The sequence below is a fragment of the Streptomyces sp. TRM64462 genome, from assembly GCF_013362995.1.
Lineage (GTDB): Bacteria > Actinomycetota > Actinomycetes > Streptomycetales > Streptomycetaceae > Streptomyces.
This window is the reverse complement of sequence record NZ_JABWDV010000343.1, coordinates 1-22,883: the sequence shown is the minus strand read 5'-3', so window position 1 is coordinate 22,883 and position 22,883 is coordinate 1. Positions and strand designations below refer to the sequence as shown.

Sequence of the window (22,883 nt, the reverse complement as noted above, 5' to 3'; positions counted from 1 at the left end):
GCCCGCCGCCAAGGCGGCCCCCGCCGCCGAGGCCCCCGCGGGCCCCGAGTTCGTGACCCTGCGCGGTCCGGCCGGCGCCGTCGCGAAGAACATGGACGCCTCGCTGGAGATGCCGACGGCCACCTCGGTCCGCGCCGTCCCGGTGAAGCTGCTGTTCGACAACCGCATCGTCATCAACAACCACCTGAAGCGCGCCCGCGGCGGGAAGATCTCCTTCACGCACATCATCGGGTACGCGATGGTGCAGGCGATCAAGGCGATGCCCGCCATGAACTGGTCGTACCAGGTCAAGGACGGCAAGCCGACCCTGGTCAAGCCGAAGCACGTGAACCTCGGCCTCGCCATCGACCTGGTGAAGCCGAACGGCGACCGCCAGCTCGTCGTCGCGGCCATCAAAAAGGCCGAGACGCTCACCTTCTTCGAGTTCTGGCAGGCGTACGAGGACATCGTCCGCCGCGCCCGCGCGAACAAGCTGACGATGGACGACTTCACGGGCGTCACCGTCTCGCTGACCAACCCCGGCGGCCTCGGCACCGTCCACTCCGTGCCGCGCCTCATGCCCGGCCAGTCGGTCATCATGGGCGTCGGCTCCATGGACTACCCGGCCGAGTTCCAGGGCACCTCGCAGGACACCCTGAACAAGCTGGGCGTCTCCAAGGTGATGACCCTCACCTCGACGTACGACCACCGCGTCATCCAGGGTGCCGCGTCCGGCGAGTTCCTCCGCGTCGTCGCCAACCTCCTCCTCGGCGAGGACGGCTTCTACGACGACGTCTTCAAGTCGCTGCGCATCCCGTACGAGCCGGTCCGCTGGCTCAAGGACATCGACGCGTCGCACGACGACGACGTGACGAAGGCCGCGCGCGTCTTCGAGCTGATCCACTCCTACCGGGTCCGCGGCCACGTCATGGCCGACACCGACCCGCTGGACTACCACCAGCGCAAGCACCCCGACCTCGACATCACCGAGCACGGCCTCACCCTGTGGGACCTGGAGCGCGAGTTCGCGGTCGGCGGCTTCGGCGGCAAGTCGATGATGAAGCTGCGCGACATCCTCGGCGTCCTGCGCGACTCGTACTGCCGCACCACCGGCATCGAGTTCATGCACATCCAGGACCCGAAGCAGCGCAAGTGGATCCAGGACCGCGTCGAGCGCCCGCACTCCAAGCCGGAGCGCGAGGAGCAGCTGCGCATCCTGCGCCGCCTGAACGCCGCGGAGGCCTTCGAGACCTTCCTGCAGACGAAGTACGTCGGCCAGAAGCGCTTCAGCCTGGAGGGCGGCGAGTCCGTCATCCCGCTGCTGGACGCGGTCATCGACAGCGCCGCCGAGTCCCGCCTGGACGAGGTCGTCATCGGCATGGCCCACCGCGGCCGCCTGAACGTCCTGGCGAACATCGTCGGCAAGTCGTACGCGCAGATCTTCCGCGAGTTCGAGGGCAACCTCGACCCGAAGTCGATGCACGGCTCCGGCGACGTCAAGTACCACCTGGGCGCCGAGGGGACCTTCACCGGCCTCGACGGCGAGCAGATCAAGGTCAGCCTGGTCGCCAACCCCTCCCACCTGGAGGCCGTCGACCCGGTCCTGGAAGGTGTCGTCCGCGCCAAGCAGGACGTCATCAACAAGGGCGGTACGGACTTCACGGTCCTGCCGATCGCCCTGCACGGCGACGCGGCGTTCGCCGGCCAGGGCGTCGTCGCCGAGACGCTGAACATGTCGCAGCTGCGCGGCTACCGCACCGGCGGCACGGTCCACGTCGTCATCAACAACCAGGTCGGCTTCACGGCGGCGCCCGAGTCCTCGCGCTCCTCCATGTACGCCACCGACGTGGCCCGCATGATCGAGGCGCCGATCTTCCACGTGAACGGCGACGACCCGGAGGCCTGCGTCCGTGTGGCGCGGCTCGCCTTCGAGTTCCGCCAGACGTTCAACAAGGACGTCGTGATCGACCTCATCTGCTACCGCCGCCGCGGTCACAACGAGGGCGACAACCCGCAGTTCACCAACCCGGCGATGGTGTCGCTGATCGACAAGAAGCGCTCGGTGCGCAAGCTGTACACCGAGTCGCTGATCGGCCGCGGCGACATCACCCTGGAAGAGGCGGAGCAGGCGCTCCAGGACTTCCAGGGCCAGCTGGAGAAGGTGTTCACGGAGGTCCGCGAGGCCGCGTCGCAGCCCGGTGAGGGCCAGGGCACCGACCCGCAGGCCGGCTTCCCCGCGAGCGACGTGCGGACGGCCGTCTCGCAGGAGGTCGTCAAGCGGATCGCCGAGTCGCAGGTCACCATCCCCGACCACGTCACGGTGCACCCCCGTCTGCTGCCGCAGCTCCAGCGCCGCGCCGCGTCCATCGACGACGGCACGATCGACTGGGGCATGGGCGAGACCCTCGCCATCGGCTCCCTGCTGATGGAGGGCGTCCCGGTCCGCCTCGCCGGCCAGGACTCCCGCCGCGGCACGTTCGGCCAGCGCCACGCGGTCCTGGTGGACCAGGAGACCAACGAGGACTACACCCCGCTGCTCTACCTGGCCGAGAACCAGGCCCGCTACAACGTCTACGACTCGCTGCTCTCCGAGTACGCGGCGATGGGCTTCGAGTACGGCTACTCGCTGGCCCGCCCGGACGCGCTGGTCATGTGGGAGGCCCAGTTCGGTGACTTCGTCAACGGCGCGCAGACCGTCGTCGACGAGTTCATCTCCTCGGCCGAGCAGAAGTGGGGCCAGACGAGCGGCGTGACGCTCCTCCTCCCCCACGGCTACGAGGGCCAGGGCCCGGACCACTCGTCCGCCCGCCCGGAGCGGTTCCTGCAGCTCTGCGCCCAGAACAACATGACGGTCGCGATGCCGACGCTCCCGTCGAACTACTTCCACCTCCTGCGCTGGCAGGTGCACAACCCGCACCACAAGCCGCTCATCGTCTTCACGCCGAAGTCGATGCTGCGCCTCAAGGCGGCGGCCTCGAAGGTGGAGGAGTTCACGAGCGGCGCGTTCCGCCCGGTCATCGGTGACGCGTCGGTGGACGCGGCCGCCGTCCGCAAGGTCGTCTTCTGCGCCGGCAAGGTCTACTACGACCTGGAGGCCGAGCGGAAGAAGCGCGGCATCACGGACACGGCGATCATCCGCCTGGAGCGCCTGTACCCGCTGCCGGGCGCGGAGCTCCAGGCCGAGATCTCCAAGTACCCGAACGCCGAGAAGTACATCTGGGCGCAGGAGGAGCCGGCGAACCAGGGTGCGTGGCCGTTCATCGCGCTGAACCTGATCGACCACCTGGACCTGGCGGTCGGCGCCGACATCCCGCACGGCGAGCGCCTGCGCCGCATCTCGCGGCCGCACGGCTCCTCCCCGGCGGTCGGCTCCGCGAAGCGCCACCAGGCGGAGCAGATCCAGCTGGTCAACGAGGTCTTCGAGGCCTGACCGGCACGATACGGACGGAGGGCCCGGCACCCACAAGGGGTGCCGGGCCCTCCGGCGTTCTCATGTTCTCCCCCGCACCCGCTCCCGATAGGCGGCGAGCCGCACCGGATCGTCCTCGACACGCTCAAGAATCGCTTCGGCGGTCTCCCGGCGCCGGGTCCCGAGCTCCCGGTAGAGCAGCCACAGCCCCTTCCGCGCGGCGTCCCGGCATCTGGGTCCGAGGTCACCATTCCCGCACGCCACCTCGTCACCATCGGCCTCCCCGGCCGTGATCTGCCGCAGCAGCTCCAGCACGAGGTCACGGGCGTCGGCGGAGAGCTCGTCGAGCAGCGCGGCAAGCAGAACACCCACGGCCGGCAGGGCGGCACTGTGCAGCGCGCCCTGCACGACGACGGCGTTCTCCAGCCTCCAGTAGGCCTCCCACGCCTCGTCCTCACTCCGAGCGGCGACCAGCCGCCGCAGAGCCTCCGGCACCTCGTGCGCGCCCCCACCGAGCACCCGGAACGCCGCCCAGTCGACCCGATCGATCTCGACCGCGGCGAACCCCCTAGGCACCCGGCTCGTCACGCGCGGTCGGGACCCGTATGAGCACCGCGCCGCCGGCCAGGTCTATGGGGCCCCGTCCGGGGTCGGCGTCCCCGGCCTCGTCCAGGGTGACCTCCTGCCGTCGGCGCTCCTCCTCGGTGTGCCGGCGGCCGGGGGCGAACAGCTCGTTCAACGCGCTACCGAACACGGTGTGCTCCTGTCTCTCGGGAACCCGGTACCCCATTGTGCCGAAACGCCCGGAGGTTCCGACCGAGCCGCCGAAACAGCTCTGCGGACCCCGCACCGGTGAGGCGCGTAGGCGTGCTCTATTCGTCGTCGGGCATCAGATCGTTGAACACGTCGATCAGCGCCTCGATCTTGTGACCCGTCGCGTTGGGCCGGTCGAAGTCCACGCCGTAGCCGATGCGCACGAGTTGCTCCGACAGAAAGTCGAGCATGCACTCGGCGTCCTCCGCTCCCGGTGCCTCGCGGGCCGTCGCCACGTCATGCAGCGGCCCGGAGACACCCGTCAGTTCCAGGAGAAAACCGTGGAGCCGCGAACCTTCCATGAACCAGTCCGGCTTCAACACTCTCCTTTGACCAACACCGCCCACTACTACAGCTGCGGGAGGGCCCGCCATCCCGATGGCGGGCCCTCCTCTTGTCAACCCGTTCAGCTACTCGGTGGAGCTGTCCTCGGAATCCGGAGGAAGCTCACTGAGCCACTGTGCGAAGTCTTCTCTCGAATAGAGATACGTCTCCGGGTCGACTCTGCTCTCGGCTCCGCTCAGCTTGTCCAGGGGCTCCCAGAGACGCCGGTCTGTGACTTCTTCCTCGCGTTCCGTGATCCACGGCCAAGCCCAGTCCGAGGCCTCCTCAGGACTGATGGAACCGTCGATGAGCCCCTTGAGGATTCTCCTGACGACCGGCAGTGAAGGAGTCTCGTCAGCGATCACCATTTGCCTGTGAACCTCCCCAGACGATCGAACATGTAGTGCACTTTCTTCCCACCGGTAATGGACTCCTGAGGGCGAACCTGGCGGATACGCCCGGCACCGTCGAGAGTCTCCTGCCAAGTGCGCTTGTTCCCATTGGCGGGGTTCCACTCACGAACCGTTCGCCGTCCGATCATCTCACCAGGATTCCTGGCTTTCGCCACCTCACCGTAGTAGCGGATCCTGCCGTCCTCCAGCTCCTTGTATCCGGCCTTGCCGTACTTCTCGGACTGCTTGAGGTGCTGGTTCAGCTTCTCGCCCTCTGCGGCGGAGGAGGGCGGGTTGGGTCCCTGCGACCGGCTCTGAACCTGCTCGGTCGCCGCGTCGGCGGCCTGGTCCTTGAGCTCGCTCTTGACCTCCCTGACCTTCGACGACTGCGACGAAGGCTTCCTCGCCTGGGACGGCTTGGGCTTCGGCTTGGGCTGCGCCCGCGGCTTCGCCCTGGGCTTCGGCCGGGACGCCGCCTTGCGCGCAGCTGCACGCCGGGCCTGCGCGCGCTTCGCCGCCTGCCGTGCGGCACGCTGCCGGGCCTGGGCTGCCGCCCGACGCTGGGCCGCACGTTTGGCCGCGGCACGCTGCGCCGCCCGGCGCGCGGCGGCACGCTGCGCCGCGGCACGCTTCCTCGCCTCTTCACGGGCACGCTTGGCCGCCGCACGCTTGGCCGCCTCGATGGCGCGCTTGCGGGCGAGAGCCGCCGCACGACGCGCCGCTGCCTCGGCCGCCTTGCGGGCCGCGATCTGGGCAGCCCGGCGGGCCGCCGCGCGGATCGCTGCCTGGATGGCGATGCGGGCCGCGATACCGATCAGAACCGGGAAGATCAACCCGCTCGGGTCGGAGAACGTCGCCGGAGCGTTGTTGCTGTAGGCGTACGGGTTGACAGTGGCCGGCTGTTCATAGTCCACCAAGGGGTCCACGGAGAGGAACCGTCCGGTGGCCGGGTCGTACTCGCGAGCCCCGAGCGTCGTCAGCCCCGTGTCCCTGTCCATCGTGCCGCCCACGAAGCCGCGCCGGCCGGGCCAGGCAGAGGGCGCCGCGCCCCGCAGGTCGCCGAACGGCATCAGCTTGCGCCGCGTGACACCCATGGCCGGGCTCGCCATGTCCACGACCGTGTTGGACGAGCCGTGGTGGTCGGACAGCATGAGCTGACGGACGCCGCCTGTGGCACGGACGGACACCGCGCCGTCGGGGTGGGCGTAGAAGCGCTCCGCCTTGACGGACCTGAGGTCCGCGCTGACGGTGAGTTCCGCCTCCCCGAGGTACAGCGTCCTGCTGCCGTCCGCACCGGTGCGGATCAGCCGGTCGCCGTCAGGGCCGTACAGGTACGAGGTGGTGTTGCTGCCCCCGCCCTGCGCCGGCTCGGACACGGATTCCAGCTTGCCCTCGACGTTCCACCGCAGCGTCTGGTCGACGCCGGCGCGCTGCCGGGTCGTGGTGTTGCCGGCCTTGTCGTAGGCGAAGGTGTTGAGTCGCTCGCCCTCCGGGCCCACCGACTTGACGGATGCGAGGGCGTTGGGGCCGCCCACGCCCGCCTTGCCGTAGGTGTAGGTGCGCGTGACGTTCTTGGTGGCGTCGCCCGCGGTGTCGTGCTCGACGAGCTCCGTGCGGTTGCCCGCCGCGTCGAACTTGTAGCTGTGCCAGTACGCGTCCGGGCCGCCGACCGTCTCCTTGGAGGGTCCAGCCGTGCAGTTGTCGCTCGCGGCCGTCCAGGCGGACGTCATCTGGCGCAGCTTGTCGTAGACGAAGCACTGCGTGTCCGTCTTACCGGCATCGGGCGCCGCCTCACCCGGCGTGTCAGCGATCTTCGTGACGTTGCCCGCCTCGTCGAACGAGTACCGGGTGTCGCTGATGCGACCGGGGGACACCGAGCGGTCGAAGACCGTCTGGGTCATCCGGCGGGTGAACTCGTCGTAGAAGTACGAGCCGTAGACCTTCTTCCCGGCCGGCCCGGCCTCGGTGCGCAGGATCTCGCCGAATGCCGAGTACTGGACGTTGCCGAGGTACGTGGACGCACCGCTGATGGAGATCGGCAGTCCGTCGGAGTTGTACCGGAAGACGACCCGCTCCGTGGTCAGGCCGCCCAGTCCGGGCAGCTGAGCCCAGGCGAGGTTGCCCGTCGGCGTGTACGAGTAGCTGTAGTTGTACGTACCGCCCAGGCCGGTCTCCTCGGCGGGGATGACGGTCCTCATCCCCTTCAAGCGGTACGCCTCGTCGTACGCGGTGACCTCGTCCCGGTACTCGCGCCCGTTCTCGTAGCGGATGGCGGCGGTCGGCAGCCCCTTGGCGAGGGTGTCGTAGGTCCACTCGATCCGCTTCGGACCGGTCGCGCTGCCCTCGCGAAGCGAGGTGGGACGACCGACCACGTCGTAGGTCGTGGCCAGGGTGTTGCCACGCGGGTCCGTGGTCGACACCATCTTGTCGGAGTTGTCGTACGCGAACGTGGTCCGGCCGCCGTCGGGGTCGGTGACGGCGGTCTGCCGTCCACGCCCGTCGTACTCGAACGACGTGACCGCACCGCCCGGCGCGGTGATCTTCACCACGTTGTCGTGGTGGTCGTACTCGTACACCGTGTCACGCCACGCCGTGCGGGCGTCGTTGGTGTACTCGCGCAGGCGGGTCGTACGGCCCTCCGCGTCCTCGAACCGGGCCGTGACCGTGTCGCCCTTCGGCGGGATCGTCGTCGAGACGTCGCCGTCGCGTTCGGTCGTGGTGCGGAACTTCTCCGTGCCGAGGTGGTACGTGATCTCCGCGACCGGCTCGCCCAGGCCGTTGAACAGCGTGCGGTTCTGGGACGGGACGACGTTGTCGCCGACCTGGAGGAGCTTGGGTTCCGGCTCCCGGTCGTTGTAGTAGCCGTCGTTCTCCTTCCACTTGCGGCCGGCGGTGTCGTAGTAGGTGTCGTTGACGATGCGACCGTCGCCGACGGCCTCGTCCTGGGTCTGGCGCTCGCGCAGCAGGCCGTCGAGGATCTCGTAGGAGACGGCGTACTGGCCGTTGTCCTTCAGGGTCTTCGTCGTGACGATCGTGGGGCCGTCGCGGCGGACCGTGTAGTCGTACTCCGCGGTCGGCGTCTGTGTCGCCGGGTCACGGTCGATCTCCCAGACCTTCAGCAGCCGGCCCAGCGGGTCGTACCGCATCGTGGCCGTCCTGCCGTTGGCGTCGGTCTCGGTCAGCGGCATGCCGCGGACGTCGTCGAACACCGTGGTCTCCGTGTGGCCGAGCGGGTCGGTGGAGACCTGCTTGACCGGGCGGGCGACCGTGGCCGGGGTGTACGTCACCGAGGTCTTGCGGTTCTCGGCGTCCCAGGTCGCGGTCTCGCGGCCGTGGATGTCGTACGCGGTCTTGTCGATGGTGATGTAGCCGGTGCCCTCGGCGTTCAGTTCCTGGACCTCGGTGGCCAGGCCCTTGGTGGGCGCGGTGCCGTAGGGCAGGTTGTCGTAGAGGGTCCGGGTGTCCTCCACGACCTCGCCGCCCGTCGTGGAGCAGGCTCCGAGGGTGGTGAGCTCACGGGACTCCGACTCCAGCAGATGCGCCGCGGTGTTGCGGGCGTACGTCGTGCGGGAGCACATGCGCTTGCCGCCGGGCGTCGTCTCGTCGACCTCGTACGGCAGGCCGTAGCCGTCGTACTTGGTGGTCTCCGTCGAGGTGCGCCAGGTGTCGCCCTTGACGCGTTCGCGGGTCGTGACCGTCTGCGGGCGGGTCATCCACGCTTCCAGCGCCGTCGTGCCCTCGCGGGCGCGCGTCGCCGTCTTCACCGACCAGGGGGTGGTGAGCGTGGAGGAGTCGACCTGGCCGCCGTCGGACTCGTACGTGATCTGCTCGCGGAGCTGGCCCTGGTACTGACGCAGGTCCTGGTACGTGCCGCCCTGCGAGTCCTCCACCACCGAGGTGCGGCTGCCGCTGGGCAGCTTGTCGCCGTGCATGCCGCGGAAGTAGCGGTGCTCGGTGAGCTGCTTGACGTCGTCGCCGGCGCCGAGGCGGGTGCGGACCCGCTCGTAGCCGCGGTACTGCGACCAGGTGCGGTGCTTGTTCTCGGTGAACTCGCTGTCGTCGTACGCCCAGGCGGCGCCGCCGATGAACTCGTACGACGTCACCTTCGTCGGCGCGTCGGTGACCAGGTCCATCTCCTTGACCTCGGTCACGACGTACTTGTGGAACCAGTCCTGGACCGGCTTCAGCGCGCCCTTGGGCGTCCAGTACTGCGGGAAGCAGCGCATGGTGTTGGACTCGGGTGAGGCCGGCATGCGGCGGGGAGCCAGGACCTGGCAGTCGCGCGGCGAGTAGGTGACGCCGATGCGGCCGCCGGTCTCGGTGTCGATCGCGTTGACGCGCAGCCGGGAGAACGGGGGCAGGCCCTCGACGCCGTCGACGCGGTTGTCGAGCTGGACACCCGCGAAGGTGACCTTCGGCATCGACGCGGTGCCGCCCGCGCCGTGGCCGGTGCGGGTGATGGAGTCCAGCCACAGGGCCGGGGACGTGCCGTCACCGGTGGACGGGAAGCCGCTGTCCAGGGTCCACGAGTCGACGGTCTTCAGGGCTGTGCCGGAGAGCACCTGGGTGGTGATCTTCACGAGGCGCTTGGTGGACCAGAACGTCGGCGTGTACTTGTCGGTGCACTTGGCGCCGGACTTGCACTCCTGGTCGAGCGGGGTGTCGGGCCAGTACTTGGCGTTGGCCGCGGTCCGCTTGGACTCCGCGCAGTCGAACGTCGCGTTGGGGACGCAGCGCTCGGCGGTGGTGAACACGACCCGGCCGGCCGGCCGGGCGGTGAACAGGGTGTCGGACCGCTGGCCGTAGTCGATGCGCGCCAGGTCGGCGGAGCGCACGTAGGCGGCCTGCCGGTCGGCCTTCATGTGCTGGCCGTAGTGGTTGACGTGCTTGTTCCACCACAGGGTCATGGCGTCGCCGAGCGGGTCGACGACGTAGTCCAGGTTCCAGCGGTAGGCCATGGTGCAGTCGGAGTCCGCGAACGCCGTGGCGTGGCAGGGCTCACCGGGGTGGTTGCCGAAGACCGGGACGGTCAGGGCCGAGTTGGTGGCCTGCGTGGAGGCGCCCGGCAGCTTGTTGAGGCCGAAGTGGTACTTCACGCCGTCGGTGCCGGTGACGATCCAGTACTCGCCGTCCTTGGCGCCGTTGGCGGCGCCCGTCTTGCGCTCGATGCGGGTGCCGTCGTCGTCGGACGGGCGCCACGTGCCGGTCTTGTCGTCCTTGACCAGCTCGGTGGTGTTGCCGCCGAGGGACATCACGACCTGGTCGGAGCCGTAGCAGAGGTCGCCGCTGTCACCGGTGTTGTTGGGCGCCTTGCCGTCGACCTTGGCCTTGTCGTCCGAGCAGGAGCGGTACTTGCGCTCGATGAACCCGGGTTCGTAGTCCCAGCCCTCGGCGATCCACGACGACTGTGCGTTGGTGGACGCGGTGCGGCCGTCGACGGACTGGGAGGAGTACGACAGCGCGATCTCGGGCTGCGGACCGCCGGGGACCTCTGCGGCCTCGATCGGGTACGTCCACGAGAAGCCGCCCGATGAGCTGCCGGCCATCCAGGAGCCGGACGGGGACAGGGAGGTGGCCTCGTGGCTGCCGCCCGGGCCGGAGGCTGCCGCGGTGGCGGCGAGCACCATGGGCGCGGCGGCGCCGGCGGAGGCGCTGCGGGCCATCATGGGCGCGAGTCCGCCGTCGGCGCCGTCCTTGGCGGCGGGCGCGGTGCCGCCGAGGTCCACGGTGGCCTCGACGGTGTGGTTCTCCACGTCGTTGTCGCCGCGCAGCTCCGTCCGGGTGCGGCACTCGGCCTTCTCCGGGGTGGTCAGGGCGCAGGCGGGCAGCTGGACGAGGCGGAGCCGGGAGCCCCAGTCGCCGCCGAAGGTGTCCTTGATGGCGGCGTAGTCGAGGGCGACCTCGACGGCGCCGGTCGCGGCGGCCCCTGCGGACGGGTCCGGGGCGGCCGTGAAGAGCACGCCCTCGATGCCGGCCTTGCGGGCCGTCGCCGCGTCCTTGATGTCGACGCGGGCGGCGGAACCGGTCTTGGCCTTGGGCGCCTTGGCGCGGGCGCCCTTGGACGCGGGGGCCTCGGAGGCCGGGCGCAGGCTGATCGGCATGCGCTTCAGCGGCTCGGCCTCGGTGCGCAGGCGGTCGTTGCCCGGCGCGGACGTGAGGGCGCGCGGCGTGGCCTTGCCGGTGGTGCGCTTGCCCGGGGCGGTCTTGCCCGGGGCGGTCTCCCCCTGGGCGGTGCCGACGCGGGTGGTGTAGCCGCCGGTCGGGAGCGTGCCCGAGGCGGGCCTGAACGGCATGGCGGAGTCGTCGCGGACACCGGCCCGGTCCCGGTCGAAGTCCCGGCCGGGGACGGAACGTTCGCCCTTGAGGTCATCCAGGCGCAGTCCGCGTCCGGCGGCCGCGGCCGGATCGTTGGGTATCAGCGTGACGAGCATCGCCACCGCGGCGACGAAGGTCGTAGATCTGTGCCAGTGGCCCCAATAGCGCAACTGGCCGAGGAGTTGTTGCACGAAGGCTTCCCCCACCCTAAGCAACTTGAACAGATGATCGACCTGACACTAGATCGCGGGCATGACAGGCGACAAGTCAACAAAAGACCGCGGGGAAGCAGACATATCAAGAAACCGGAGGCAAAGGCTCCTCTTTCTGCCGCGGTGTACTGTTCCGGCCGAAGTCACGCATGATGCGTGCAGAACAGACCAGCACAAGGGGGGATTCAGTACATGTCAGGCATACCCACGGCGAAGGGGAGGACGAGACGTGCGGCGCGCACCGCGCTCACGGCCGTTCTCGTCGGGGGCTCTCTGGGGCTCACACCGACCGCCTTCGCCGCGCCTGCCACAGCGGCGGCCACGACCGCGGCGCAGCAGGACGGCGCGGCCGCCGCCGCACCGCCCGGTACGGCCGCGCACGCGCTGGCCGAGGCGAAGAACACCGGCAAGCCCGTCGAGATCCTCGACGCACGCTCGCAGACCAGCGAGACCTTCGCCCTGCCCAACGGCACCTACCGGCACGTCCAGCACACCGTGCCGGTGCGGGTGAAGCGCGAGGGGCGGTGGACGCCCGTCGACACGTCGCTCATCAAGGCCGCCGGACGCGTCACGCCGAAGGCAGCTGTCGGCAACGTCACGTTCTCGGCAGGCGGCAAGGCTCCGCTCGTCGTTCTGAAGGACCAGGGCCGCACGCTCGAACTGACCTGGCCCGAGCCGCTGCCCGAGCCGGTGCTCGACGGCTCCGTCGCCACGTATCCCGAGGTCATGCCGGGGGTGGACCTCTCCGTCGCCGCGAGCGTCGACGGCTTCAGCCAGGCCCTCGTGGTCAAGACGCCCGAGGCCGCGGCCAACCCGGATCTGGCCGGCATCGACTTCGGCATCGAGGCCGACGGCCTGACGCTGCGCAAGGACGCGGAGACCGGCGTCCTGAGCGCCGTCAACCCGGCCGGCCAGACGGTGTTCGCCAGCTCCACCGCCCGTATGTGGGACTCCTCCGGCACCGAGACCGAGGAGACGCCGCCGCCACGGGTCATGAGCCGTTCGATGGCGGCGGCCGCCGCCAAGGACGCCGAGGAAGCCAAGGAGGCTCGGGGCGGCACCGGCCCGTCCGACCTCACCCCCGGCGCCAAGAGCGCGACCGTCGGCGTGGCCGTCCAGAAGGACAGGCTCACGCTGAAGCCGGACCAGAAGCTGCTCAGCGCCCCCGACACCACCTTCCCGGTGTACATCGACCCCCGGATGACCGGCACGCGCCAGGCGTGGACGATCGCGTACAAGCCGCACTCGACCTCCAGCTACTGGAACGGCACCGGCTGGGGAGGGGGCACCACCGGCGAGGCGCGGGTGGGCTACGAGAAGAGCTCCGGCGGCACGGCCCGCTCCTTCTTCCGCGTGGACTCCAAGTTCCTGGCGGGCGTGAAGGTCGTCGACGCCCAGTTCCAGATCACCGAGACGCACTCCTGGTCCTGCACGCCCAAGCCCGTCGAGCTCTGGCTGACCGGGAGCATCAGCTCCTCCACGACCTGGGCGAAGCAGCCCTCCTGGTCCACGCGGCAGGACAGCAGGAACTACGCGCACGGCAACGAGACCTACGGCTGCCCCAACAAGGCCGTGGACTTCTCCGCCAAGGACGCGGCGGTGAAGGCCGCCAAGGGCAAGTGGTCCAACATCACCTTCGGCCTGCGCGCCCCGCAGAGCGCCGAGGACAAGAAGGACACGTACAGCTGGAAGAAGTTCAAGCCGGACGCCAAGCTGATCGTGGACTTCAACCGGCCGCCGAAGGCCCCGTGGTCGCTGGACACCATCCCCAGCACCAAGGTGGGCACGAACCAGTGCGGCAACGGCAGTTCGTACGTGACGCTCGGAAACACCGACGTCGTCCTGACGGCGCAGGTGTGGGACCCGGACGGCGGTGACGTGAACGTCCAGTTCCACCTGTGGGCCACGGGCAAGCACGGTGGGACGCCGGGTGTCTTCTTCGACAAGAAGGTCAAGGTGACCGTCTCGCCGAAGAGCTCCAAGGGCGCGCGCGCCCAGGTCACCGTGCCCAAGGCGCTGCTGAACCAGTACAAGGGCCTGAGCGGCGGCCAGTTCTCCTGGAAGGCCCAGGCGGAGGACCCGCGCGACGCCGCCTTCGCCTCCGACTGGACGCCCACCGCGGGCGCCCCGGGTTGCCGCTTCGGCTTCGACCCGGCGGCCCCGTCGGTCCCGCCGGTCGTGAAGTCGGCCGACGGGCTGTACCCCGAGGACGCGGACGGCGCGCTGGCCCGTACGACGGGGAAGTTCACCTTCGAGTCCAACGGCGTCACGGACGTCACCCAGTACAAGTACGCCCTGGACCGCGTCCCGCCGAACAGCCCGGCCACCCCGACCGTGAAGGGCGGCAGCGTCACGGTCTCGGTCACCCCGCTCACCCCCGGGCCGCACACCCTGTACGTGCAGTCCTTCGACGCGGCCGGCAGCCCGAGCCCCACCTACCCGTACCGCTTCTACGTCGAGAGCCCCGGCGTCATGGACAAGCCGGGTGACGTGAACGGGGACGGCGTCCCGGACCTGCTGACCGTCGACTCGCACGACAACCTGCGGCTGTACGGCGGCATCGGTGGCGGCAAGCTGGCGGCGAGCATCCCGCAGACCAGCACCGGCGACTGGAGCGGGGCGCTGCTCACGCACCGCGGCGACTGGACCGAGGACTTCTACGAGGACCTCGTCGCCCGCAAGGCGGACGGCAAGCTGTGGCTCTACCCGAACTCCGGTCAGGGCGAGTTCAGCGAGGACACCAAGCAGGAGGTGTACGTCTTCCCGGACCCGGAGACGGACGTCGCCACCGACCCCGCCGCGATCCGGCAGATCGTCTCCGTCGGTGACATCACGCCGGACAGCGAGTCCTACAACCCCGACTTCGTGGCCGTCATCGGCGACCAGCTGTGGTTCCTGCCCGGCTACTCCGGCGGCACGATCGAGTCCGGCTACCCGATCGGCAACGGCGGCTGGGGCAAGATGACCCTGGCCTCGCCGGGTGATCTGGACGGCGACGGGTACGTCGACCTCATCGCCCGCGACACGGTCAGCGGCGACGTCTGGGTGTACCACGGCAGGAGCCGCGGCGACACGGACGGCGACGGAGTCGCCGACGGCGGCACCGATCCGGCGGCGCTGGGCATCCCGGCCAACCGCACGGCCTACGCCACCGGCTGGAGCGCGACCGCGCGTCCGCTGATCACGGCGTCCGGCGACTCGAACGGGGACGGCGTCCCGGACATGTGGACCACCACGGCCAGCACCACGGCCGGTCTCGAGCTGCTGCCCGGTCGCCGCACCGGCCTGATCGGCGCCCCGGTGGTCGTCGGCACCGGCGGCTGGCAGGCGGTCGAGGCGATCTCCTGACGCAACCGGTCGAAGGGAGGGCCCGGCCCCGTGGCGTCCGCCGCGGGGCCGGGCCCTCCGGAGTTCGGGGTCCCGGGAGACCCGACTAGGCTGGTCGGCATGTACTTCACCGACCGTGGCATCGAGGAGCTGGAGAAGCGGCGCGGCGAGGAGGAGGTCACCTTCGAGTGGCTCGCCGAGCAGCTGCGGACGTTCGTCGACCTGAACCCGGACTTCGAGGTCCCGGTGGAGCGGCTGGCGACATGGCTGGCGCGGCTGGACGACGAGGACGACGACGAGTAGTCACCGAGGCCGTTCGGGCCCTTCCGGCGGCGCGTGGGCGCGCATCCGGTCGTACGCGAGGCCGAGGGCACCCTGGGCGGTGAGCAGCGCCCCCGCGGCGGCCCAGCCGGGGCGGAGCCGGGGGACGAGCGCCCAGGCGAGCAGCGGCAGGCCGAGCGCGAGCTGCGCGGCGCCGATGAACCGGGCGCGCGGGCCGCGGAGCCAGGGGCCGAGGCGGCCGTGTTCCACGACGTCCAGTTCGGCCCGCACGGCGTCCCGCCAGCCGTGGCCCTCGATCTGCCGGGCGCCGGCCTCCGCCTGGGTGGCCGCGCGCAGATGTGTGGTGGGTTCGCCGGGCTGGACGCCGCGGGGCAGGTCCAGGCCCAGGCGGGCCAGCACGGCGACGAGGCCCAGCAGGCGGGCCCGGGCGTCGGCGTCCCGGTCGGTGGCCATGAGCGGCTGGAGTGCCTGGACGTCCAGGACCGGGTCGAGGCCCAGGCGCTCGGCGAACGTGAGCATGGCCTCCTCCTCGCCGGCGGGCGTGCCGTCGGCGAGCCAGGTGTAGCCGACGGGCCTGCGGAAGCCGGACGCGAGGGTGTAGCCCGCCCGGTCCGCGTCCCACCACAGGGCGAGTACGGGCCAGGGCGCGCCGACCGCGAGGGCGGTGGCCCAGCCGGCGGCGACCCGTTCGACGGGTTCGGCGCCGTCCAGCCAGGGGCGGCCCTCGGGCACGAGCAGGCTCCAGCCGGCGCCCGCGGGGGCGAGCACCACGTGTTCGCGCAGCAGGTGGGCCGGGGCGGCGACCGCGTCGGGCTCGGCCCGGCACAGCAGCAGCGCGCCCGTCGACGTCGCGTTCATGAGCCATACGCTAGGCCAATTTGTCCGTATACGACCGTTTACGACCGGCTTGACTTGGCCCGACCGCGATATATCGTGTGTAGTCGAGACGCGATATGCCGCGTCCGTCCGGGAGCGAGCGTTGGAGGGCAGCCATGCCGCAGTGGTCCGTCACCGAGCCGATGAAACGCACCTTCGACGATCTCCCGGAGACCCTGCGCGTCCGCGTGGTCAACGGCGCGGTCAACGTGATCGGCACGGACGACCCGGGCGCCCCCGCCCGCCTGGAGATCTCGGACGTGCAGGGGCCGCCGCTCCTCGTCACCCAGGAGGGCCGGACGCTCACCGTGTCGTACGAGGACCTGTCCTGGAAAGGCTTCCTGTCCTGGCTGAAGCCCGCCGGCCGGCAGCGCAGCGCGGTCGTCACGGTCGCCGTCCCCGCGGGCACGGACGTCCAGGTGGCCGTGGTCGGCGCGACGGCCACGGTGTCCGGCATCCGGGGCCGTACGGAAGTGCGGGGCGTCACGGGCGTGACGACGCTCGCGCGGCTCTCCGGCCCGGTCCGCGCGGAGACCGTCTCCGGCGCCCTGGAGGCCCAGGGCGTCACCGGCGACCTCCGCTTCCACTCCGTGTCGGGAGACCTGACCGTGATCGACGGCTCCGGGACGTCCGTACGGGCCGACTCGGTGAGCGGCGACATGGTGGTGGACGTGGACCCGGAGGGCGCCCCGACCGACATCCAGCTCACCACGGTCTCCGGTGAGGTCGCGATCCGCCTCCCGCACCGCGCGGACGCCCGCGTCGAGGCGAACACCACGAGCGGCGCGGTGTCCAACGCGTTCGACGCGCTGCGGGTCGGCGGGCAGTGGGGCACTAAGCAGATCACCGGCACGCTCGGCTCCGGCACGGGCACGCTGAAGGCGACGACCGTGTCCGGCGCCATCGCCCTGCTGCGCCGCCCCGAGGACACCGACGCCGCTCCGGCCGCCGACGGCGTCCCTTCCGGAAAGGTCCTGTGACATGCCCCCCGTCTTCGCCCACGGCCGTCTGCGCCTCTACCTGCTGAAGCTGCTCGACGAGGCGCCGCGCCACGGCTACGAGGTGATCCGACTCCTGGAGGAGCGCTTCCAGGGCCTGTACGCGCCGTCGGCCGGGACCGTGTACCCGAGGCTCGCCAAGCTGGAGGCCGAGGGCCTGGTCACGCACGCGTCGGAAGGCGGCCGCAAGGTGTACTCGATCACCGAGGCGGGGCGTGCCGAACTCGCCGCGCGCAGCGGCGAGCTGGCCGACCTGGAGCAGGAGATCCGCGAGTCCGTCTCGGAGCTGGCCGCCGAGATCCGCGACGACGTGCGCGGCGCGGCGGGCCGGCTGCGCAGCGAGATGCGCGCGGCGGCGACCGAGACCCGGCACACGGGCGGCGGCCAGGACTGGGAGGCGTGGCGCGGCGCGAAGGAGGAGCTGCGGCGGGCCAGGCAGGAGTGGAAGGAGCAGACCCGGCGCGCGAAGGACGAGTCGCGCCGGGCCCGCGAGGAGGCCCAGCACGCCCGCCGCCAGGCCAGGGAGGCCCAGGAGCGGATGCAGCGCATGGCGCAGCAGGTGCAGGAGCACATCGCCGCCCAGGGCGACTGGCCGGCAGGCGTACGGAACGGCCTCACGGACCTGACGAACCGCCTGGGCACCCTCTTCGCCCCCCCGCCCGGCACGCCCACGGGCACGCCCCCCGGCCCGCCCCCGGGCACACCCGCCGACCCGCCCCCGGTCACACCCGCCGCCGGTCCGCCGACCGACCCGGAGTCCAGCGGCGACCCGGCCCGCGACCTGGAGCGGCTCCTGGACCGCTTCCGCGACGACGTCCGCGACGCGGCGCGCGACCACGGCGTGACCGAGGCCCAGCTCACCGAGGCCCGCGCCCACCTCGCCACGGCGGCGGCCCACATCACAGGACTCCTGCGCGACGCCACGCACTGACGCCGCTCCGTCTTTCCCCACCCCGCCCCTTCCCGAATCGGGGGCTCCGCCCCCGAACCCCCGCTCCTCAAGCTCCCCCAAGCTCTTCGAGCAGGGGGTACCCCCAAGGCGCGATGCGGGGGTCTGGGGGCGGAGCCCCCAGTTACGGGAGCCGCCGGGCGCGGCCCGTCAGCCCTGGTTGACGTGAATCGTGACGACAGCCCCCGGCACCGCCCGCACCACCACCCGCCCCCCGTCCGAACGCGCCCGCCCGCCGCCCGTCACGTCCACGCGCCAGCCGCGCGGGCCGGGCGGCAGGGACAGCTCCGTGGCGCCGAGCCCGCGCCCCGCCACGTACGTCAGCCGGTACGACGACGGGCCGTGGCGCTCCTCCCGTACAGTCCCGGCGACGGCCTCCGCGTACGGCGCGGCCGTCTGCTCCTTGTTCGTACGGAACCGCCCATCGGCGTCGAGCGCGCAGTACCCGCCCCCGTAACACCACACGTAGCCCGCCCAGCCCGAGCTGTAGCGGTTCAGCGAGGCGAGCGCGTCCCGGTAGAACCGGCCCATGTTCGGGAGGGAGTTGTTCAGCGGGCCCCACTCCCCCACCACGACCGGGACCTTGTACTCCTTCGGGTACGCGACGACGGCCGCCTCGTACGCCTCGATCCAGCCCGCCTCCGGGTCGTAGTCCGCGCCCGCCTCCATGGCCGTGTTGTAGAAGTGCGGCGCGTACACCACCTTCGGGTCCTTGATCTTGCCGAGCGCGGTCGGGACGCCCTCCCCGACGATCGGCGTCGGCTCGACGAACAGCCAGGCGTCCCGGTCCACCGACCGCACCGCCGCCGCGAGCCGGTTGTACATCGGCGTGAGCTGCTCGGCCTCGATACGGCGGGCCGCCGACGCCAGGTCCTCGCCCTCGCGCAGCTCCCCCATCGGCTCGTTGATCAGGTCGTAGCCCAGCACCGCCGGGTGGTCGCCGAGGCTGTCCGCGAGGACGCGCCACATCGCGGCCTGCGCACGGCGCAGGTCCTCGTCCTCGTAGAGGTGCGTGAACGCCCGCTGCACGGCGGGCTCGAAGTACTCCGAGAACCAGTCGTCCGGCCGCGGCGTGAACGGCAGCCCGTCGGTGCGGGTCGCCCACGCGGGCACGCCCCGGTGCCCGAAGGCCGGGCCGAACACGTCCTGGTGGGCGTCGATGACGACCCGTACGCGGTGCTTCCGCGCCCAGTCCAGGATCCGCTCGATCTTCCGCAGATACGTCTCGCTGTACTGGCCGCGCCGGGGTTCCAGGTCGTCCCAGAAGACCAGGAGCCGGGCGGTGTTGAAGCCATGGGCGCGCAGGTCGCGGAAGTGGCGCTCGGTGATGGCGGAGAGGGCGGCGTCGCCGCGGTTCGTCTTGTCCTCGACGTTCCAGCCGCGCAGCGTCAGGACGCGGCCCCGGTCGTCGGTGAGGCGCGGAACGCCTGGTTCACCGGCGGGGGAGGCGGGCGCTGGGCCCGCGCCCAGCAGGGCGGCGGCGAGAACTACGGCACTGGCACTGGCACTGACGGTGGTACGCATGAGACCTCCGGCGTGGCGTGACACGTACGCGACGCCGGAGATCTCATCAGCGAATCTGACACTCCATCAAGAGATAAGAGAGAATCAGCTGTTCGGCCTCAGGACGATCTTCCCGAAGAGATCGCCCGTCTCCATCTTCTCGAAGCCCTCGCGCGCCCGGTCCAGCGGCAGCACCTCGTCGATCACCGGCCGTACGCCGGTGGCCGCGCAGAACGACAGCAGGTCCTCCAGCTCGTCCTTGGAGCCCATCGTCGAGCCGACGACCTTCAGCTCAAGGAAGAAGATCCGCGTCAGCTCCGCGTGCGAGGGGCGGTCGCCGCTGGTGGCGCCCGAGATGACCAGCGTGCCGCCGGGCTTCAGGGACTTGACGGAGTGGGACCAGGTGGCCGCGCCGACCGTCTCGATGACCGCGTCCACCCGCTGCGGCAGCCGCGCGCCCGGCTCGAACGCGTCGACCGCGCCCAGCTCGACGGCCCGCTTCCGCTTCGCCTCGTCCCGGCTGGTCGCGAAGACCCGCAGTCCGGCCGCGCGGCCGAGGACGATCGCGGCGCTCGCGACGCCGCCGCCCGCGCCCTGCACGAGGACGGAGTCGCCGGGCCGTACGCCCGCGTTGGTGAAGAGCATCCGGTACGCCGTGAGCCACGCGGTCGGGAGGCACGCCGCCTCCTCGAAGCTGAGCTCCTTCGGCTTGCGCAGCACGTTCCACACCGGGACGGCGACCCGCTCGGCGAACGTGCCCTGGTAGCGCTCGGTGAGGATGGAGCGCGGCTCGTCCGGTCCGACTCCGTGGCCCGTCTGGCCGATGACGGAGTGCAGGACGACTTCGTTGCCGTCCTCGTCGACGCCGGCGGCGTCGCAGCCGAGGATCATCGGCAGCTTGTCCTCACCGAGCCCGACCCCGCGCAGGGACCACAGGTCGTGGTGGTTGAGGGAGGCGGCCTTGACGGTGACGGTGGTCCAGCCGGGACGGACCTCGGGCTCGGGGCGGTCGCCCAGTTCGAGGCCGTTCAGGGGCTGGTCGCGGTCGATGCGGGCGGCGTAGGCGGCGAACATGGCCCTGACCTTAGGGCGCCACCGGTGTGTGGCGGAACCACACACCGGTGTGACACGCGTCCCGCCGTGCTCTCGCCGCCTCACTCCCTCCGCCACTGGGCGGGTGAGCCCTTGGTGGCCGGGTCCTCGTACGAGCCGGCGCGTCCCCGGTCGACGTGGAAGGTGGTCAGCGTGGTGACGGGCGAGGCCGGGTCGCGGCGGTCGGCGATCACCCGCATATGGGTGCTGAACCGTTCCGGCGTGACCTCGTACACGTCGTAGCCGTAGCGGTTGCCCTCGAAGTACCGCAGGTGCGGGTTGGCGCGGCCCATCAGGGGGCCGTTGGCGGCGTTCCAGTCGGCGGAGTACGCGGACGAGGACACCGAGTGGGCCGTGAACTCCGTACCGATGACGGGTGACGAGGTGTCGTCGAAGTCGGGGCGGATGTCGTCGACGAAGGCGGAGTGCCAGTCGCCGGTGATGACGACGAGGTCTTCGAGGCCGCTGTCGTGGACGTGGGTGAGGACCTCCTTGCGCTCGGCGAGGAAGCCGTCCCACTGGTCGGTGAACATGTACGAGCCGCCGGGGCGGCCGCGCAGCTGGCTCAGCATGATCGAGTTCGCCCACACGTGCCAGGCGTCGGGCGCGCGGTCCACGGTGTCCTTGAGCCAGGCCTTCTGTTCGGCGCCGAGGATGGTGCCGTCCGGGAGGTTCTGCGCCGAGCGGTACGAGCGCAGGTCGAGGACGGTCAGCTCCACCAGGTCGCCCCAGGTGCGGCGGCGGTGGATGACCGGGTCGGGCAGCGCGGCCGCGTGGGCGCCGGGGCCGCCGTCGCGGTGGGGCATGTGCTCGTACCAGGCCTGGTACGCGGCGGCGCGCCGCTGCAGGAACGGCGCCCCGCCGCCCGTACCGCTGTAGTCGTTGACGACCTCGTGGTCGTCCCAGGTGAGGAACCAGGGGTGGGCGGCGTGGGCCTCGCGCAGGGAGCGGTCGCCCTTGTAGAGGGCGTGGCGGGTGCGGTAGTCGGCGACGGTGCGCGGGTCGGGCGTGTTGTGGTCGCGCAGGGCGCTGCCGGTCGGACCGCCTTCGTAGATGTAGTCACCCAGGTGGACGACGAAGTCGAGGTTCTCGCGGGCGATGGCGCGATGGGCGGCGTAGTGGCCGGACGCGAAGTGCTGGCAGTTGGCGGAGGCGAACCGTACGGACGGCACGGGCCCGGCGGGCGCGGTGCGGGTGCGGCCGGTGCGGCTGGTCGCGCCGAGGGCCGTGAAGGCGTACCAGTAGGCGCGGCCGGGGGTGAGGCCCTGTACGGGGACGTGCACGCTGTGGCCGAGCGTCGCGGAGGCGGGGAAGGCGCCGCGGGCGACGACCCGCGAGAGCCCCGGGTCCTCGGCGACGACCCACGTCACCTCGACGACCTCGGGCAGCCCCTGTTCGCTGACGTCCGCGAAGGGCTCGGGCGCGAGGCGGGTCCACAGCACGACGCCGGTCGGCTGCGGGTCGCCGGACGCGACGCCGAGCGTGAACGGCGCGGGGTCGTAGTCGGCGCCGAGCGCCTCGGCGGCCTCGCGGGCCTGCGCGGGCGAGAGCCCGGCGCTGAGCGGCCAGGCGAGGTTGAGGGCGCCGGCGGCTGCGGCACCCTTCAGCAGATCACGCCGGTTGAACGTCACCGTGCACCCCCGGTGGCCGTAGCGGCGGCGGTGGCGGTCAGCGTGAGGCTGATCCCGTCGGCGTACCCGTCGTTGGAGGTGCCGCCGCCGCTGCGGGTCAGCACGAGCAGCAGCCGCGCGGTGCGGGCTCCGGGCGGTACGGCGGCGCTGTCGGCGCGCTCCAGCAGTCCCGTACGGCCGTGCCGCTCGCGGGAGGTGACCGGCCCGAGGACGCTCAGCGCGAGGGGCGTGCCGCGCCCGTCCCGGAACTCGACGGACAGCCGGGCGCCGTCCTCCTGCGCCGCGTACCCGCCGAGCCAGGCCCGTACGGCGTACCGCACCCGCCCGGCGTCGACGGCGGCGCTCCCGGTGTCGCCGCCTTCGGGCAGGGGGACGTCCTGGACCAGGGCGGTCCGGGGCGCGTTCCCCCCGGAGAAGAACCGGCTCCCGCGCCGCTCGGGCCCGGGATCCTTGGGCCCGGGGTATCCGCCCCCGTGGCTGTACGCGATGAGCGCGGGCGCTCCGTGGACGACGTCCCACCCGGTCACCGCCCCGACCGGCTCAGGCGTCCCTCCGGGCCCGCTCTCGGCGTCTCCGTTGACGACCAGATTCACACGCGCCTCCCGCGTCGGTGGGTGGTGGGGCGTGCGCATCACACCAGCCGCAGGAGAACGGCGAACAGCGGAATCCCAAAGTCCACGTTTCCCCCACCCCGCCCCTTCCCGAAACTGGGGGCTCAGCCCCCAGACCCCCGTTCGCGCCTGTGGGGGTACCCCCTGCTCGAAGAGCTTGGGGGAGCTCG

15 protein-coding genes are annotated in these 22,883 nt (G+C 71.3%); 5 read left to right on the top strand and 10 right to left on the bottom strand.

What is annotated here, in order from left to right; all coding sequences use genetic code 11:
• Nucleotides 1-3,409, top strand: a 3,409-nt coding sequence (locus tag HTZ82_RS17755) for a multifunctional oxoglutarate decarboxylase/oxoglutarate dehydrogenase thiamine pyrophosphate-binding subunit/dihydrolipoyllysine-residue succinyltransferase subunit (RefSeq protein ID WP_175410378.1), incomplete at its 5' end; no start/stop codon positions are given.
• Between the two features lie 60 nt (nt 3,410-3,469).
• On the opposite strand, the gene HTZ82_RS17750 is transcribed toward HTZ82_RS17755, so the two are convergent.
• The 5 genes from HTZ82_RS17750 to HTZ82_RS17725 all read right to left on the bottom strand — a co-directional run bounded on the left by HTZ82_RS17750 (nt 3,470) and on the right by HTZ82_RS17725 (nt 11,423).
• The gene (locus HTZ82_RS17750; RefSeq protein ID WP_175410377.1) at nt 3,470-3,976 is read right to left on the bottom strand and encodes a hypothetical protein; all 507 of its coding nucleotides are present in this window, start codon (nt 3,974-3,976) and stop codon (nt 3,470-3,472) included.
• Nucleotides 3,957-4,142 (bottom strand): DUF6191 domain-containing protein, encoded by a 186-nt coding sequence (locus tag HTZ82_RS17745; protein ID WP_309235534.1) that lies wholly within the window; start codon nt 4,140-4,142, stop codon nt 3,957-3,959. The genes HTZ82_RS17750 and HTZ82_RS17745 overlap by 20 nt, the downstream gene beginning before the upstream one ends.
• Nucleotides 4,143-4,260: 118 nt before the next feature.
• Entirely contained in the window at nt 4,261-4,521 is a 261-nt protein-coding gene (locus HTZ82_RS17740; protein WP_175410375.1) for a hypothetical protein, read from the bottom strand.
• 90 nt (nt 4,522-4,611) lie between these two features.
• Complete coding sequence (locus tag HTZ82_RS17735) at nt 4,612-4,893, bottom strand: DNA-binding protein (protein ID WP_175410374.1); 282 nt, start codon at nt 4,891-4,893, stop codon at nt 4,612-4,614.
• Nucleotides 4,887-11,423, bottom strand: coding sequence for an RHS repeat-associated core domain-containing protein (locus tag HTZ82_RS17725; protein WP_309235533.1), 6,537 nt, complete (start codon nt 11,421-11,423; stop codon nt 4,887-4,889). Before HTZ82_RS17725 ends, HTZ82_RS17735 begins: the two co-directional genes overlap by 7 nt.
• A 213-nt stretch (nt 11,424-11,636) precedes the next feature.
• On the opposite strand from HTZ82_RS17725, the gene HTZ82_RS17720 reads away from it, so the two are divergent.
• Nucleotides 11,637-14,792 carry a VCBS repeat-containing protein gene (locus HTZ82_RS17720; protein ID WP_254711929.1) on the top strand — a complete coding sequence of 1,052 codons (3,156 nt, stop codon included), beginning with the start codon at nt 11,637-11,639 and terminating at the stop codon, nt 14,790-14,792.
• Between the two features lie 99 nt (nt 14,793-14,891).
• A complete protein-coding gene (locus HTZ82_RS17715; RefSeq protein ID WP_019075209.1) occupies nt 14,892-15,074 on the top strand; it encodes a DUF6104 family protein in 183 nt (60 codons plus the stop codon).
• On the opposite strand, the gene HTZ82_RS17710 is transcribed toward HTZ82_RS17715, so the two are convergent.
• Nucleotides 15,075-15,911 (bottom strand): hypothetical protein, encoded by an 837-nt coding sequence (locus HTZ82_RS17710; protein ID WP_175410373.1) that lies wholly within the window; start codon nt 15,909-15,911, stop codon nt 15,075-15,077.
• A 134-nt stretch (nt 15,912-16,045) separates the two neighbouring features.
• Between HTZ82_RS17710 and HTZ82_RS17705 the strand changes: the two genes are divergently transcribed.
• Both HTZ82_RS17705 and HTZ82_RS17700 read left to right on the top strand, forming a co-directional pair.
• On the top strand, nt 16,046-16,909 hold the full coding sequence (locus HTZ82_RS17705; RefSeq protein ID WP_175410372.1) for a DUF4097 family beta strand repeat-containing protein: 864 nt from the start codon (nt 16,046-16,048) through the stop codon (nt 16,907-16,909).
• Nucleotide 16,910: 1 nt separating this feature from the next.
• Nucleotides 16,911-17,858 (top strand): PadR family transcriptional regulator, encoded by a 948-nt coding sequence (locus HTZ82_RS17700; RefSeq protein ID WP_175410371.1) that lies wholly within the window; start codon nt 16,911-16,913, stop codon nt 17,856-17,858.
• Nucleotides 17,859-18,026: 168 nt separating this feature from the next.
• On the opposite strand, the gene HTZ82_RS17695 is transcribed toward HTZ82_RS17700, so the two are convergent.
• The 4 genes from HTZ82_RS17695 to HTZ82_RS17680 form a co-directional block, all read right to left on the bottom strand.
• On the bottom strand, nt 18,027-19,400 hold the full coding sequence (locus HTZ82_RS17695; RefSeq protein ID WP_175410370.1) for a cellulase family glycosylhydrolase: 1,374 nt from the start codon (nt 19,398-19,400) through the stop codon (nt 18,027-18,029).
• 84 nt (nt 19,401-19,484) lie between these two features.
• Entirely contained in the window at nt 19,485-20,453 is a 969-nt protein-coding gene (locus HTZ82_RS17690) for a zinc-binding dehydrogenase (protein ID WP_175410369.1), read from the bottom strand.
• Nucleotides 20,454-20,533: 80 nt separating this feature from the next.
• Nucleotides 20,534-22,102: an alkaline phosphatase gene (locus HTZ82_RS17685; protein WP_175410368.1), complete on the bottom strand. Its 1,569-nt coding sequence runs from the start codon at nt 22,100-22,102 to the stop codon at nt 20,534-20,536.
• Entirely contained in the window at nt 22,099-22,695 is a 597-nt protein-coding gene (locus HTZ82_RS17680) for a phosphoesterase (RefSeq protein ID WP_175410367.1), read from the bottom strand. Before HTZ82_RS17680 ends, HTZ82_RS17685 begins: the two co-directional genes overlap by 4 nt.
• Nucleotides 22,696-22,883 lie beyond the last annotated feature (188 nt).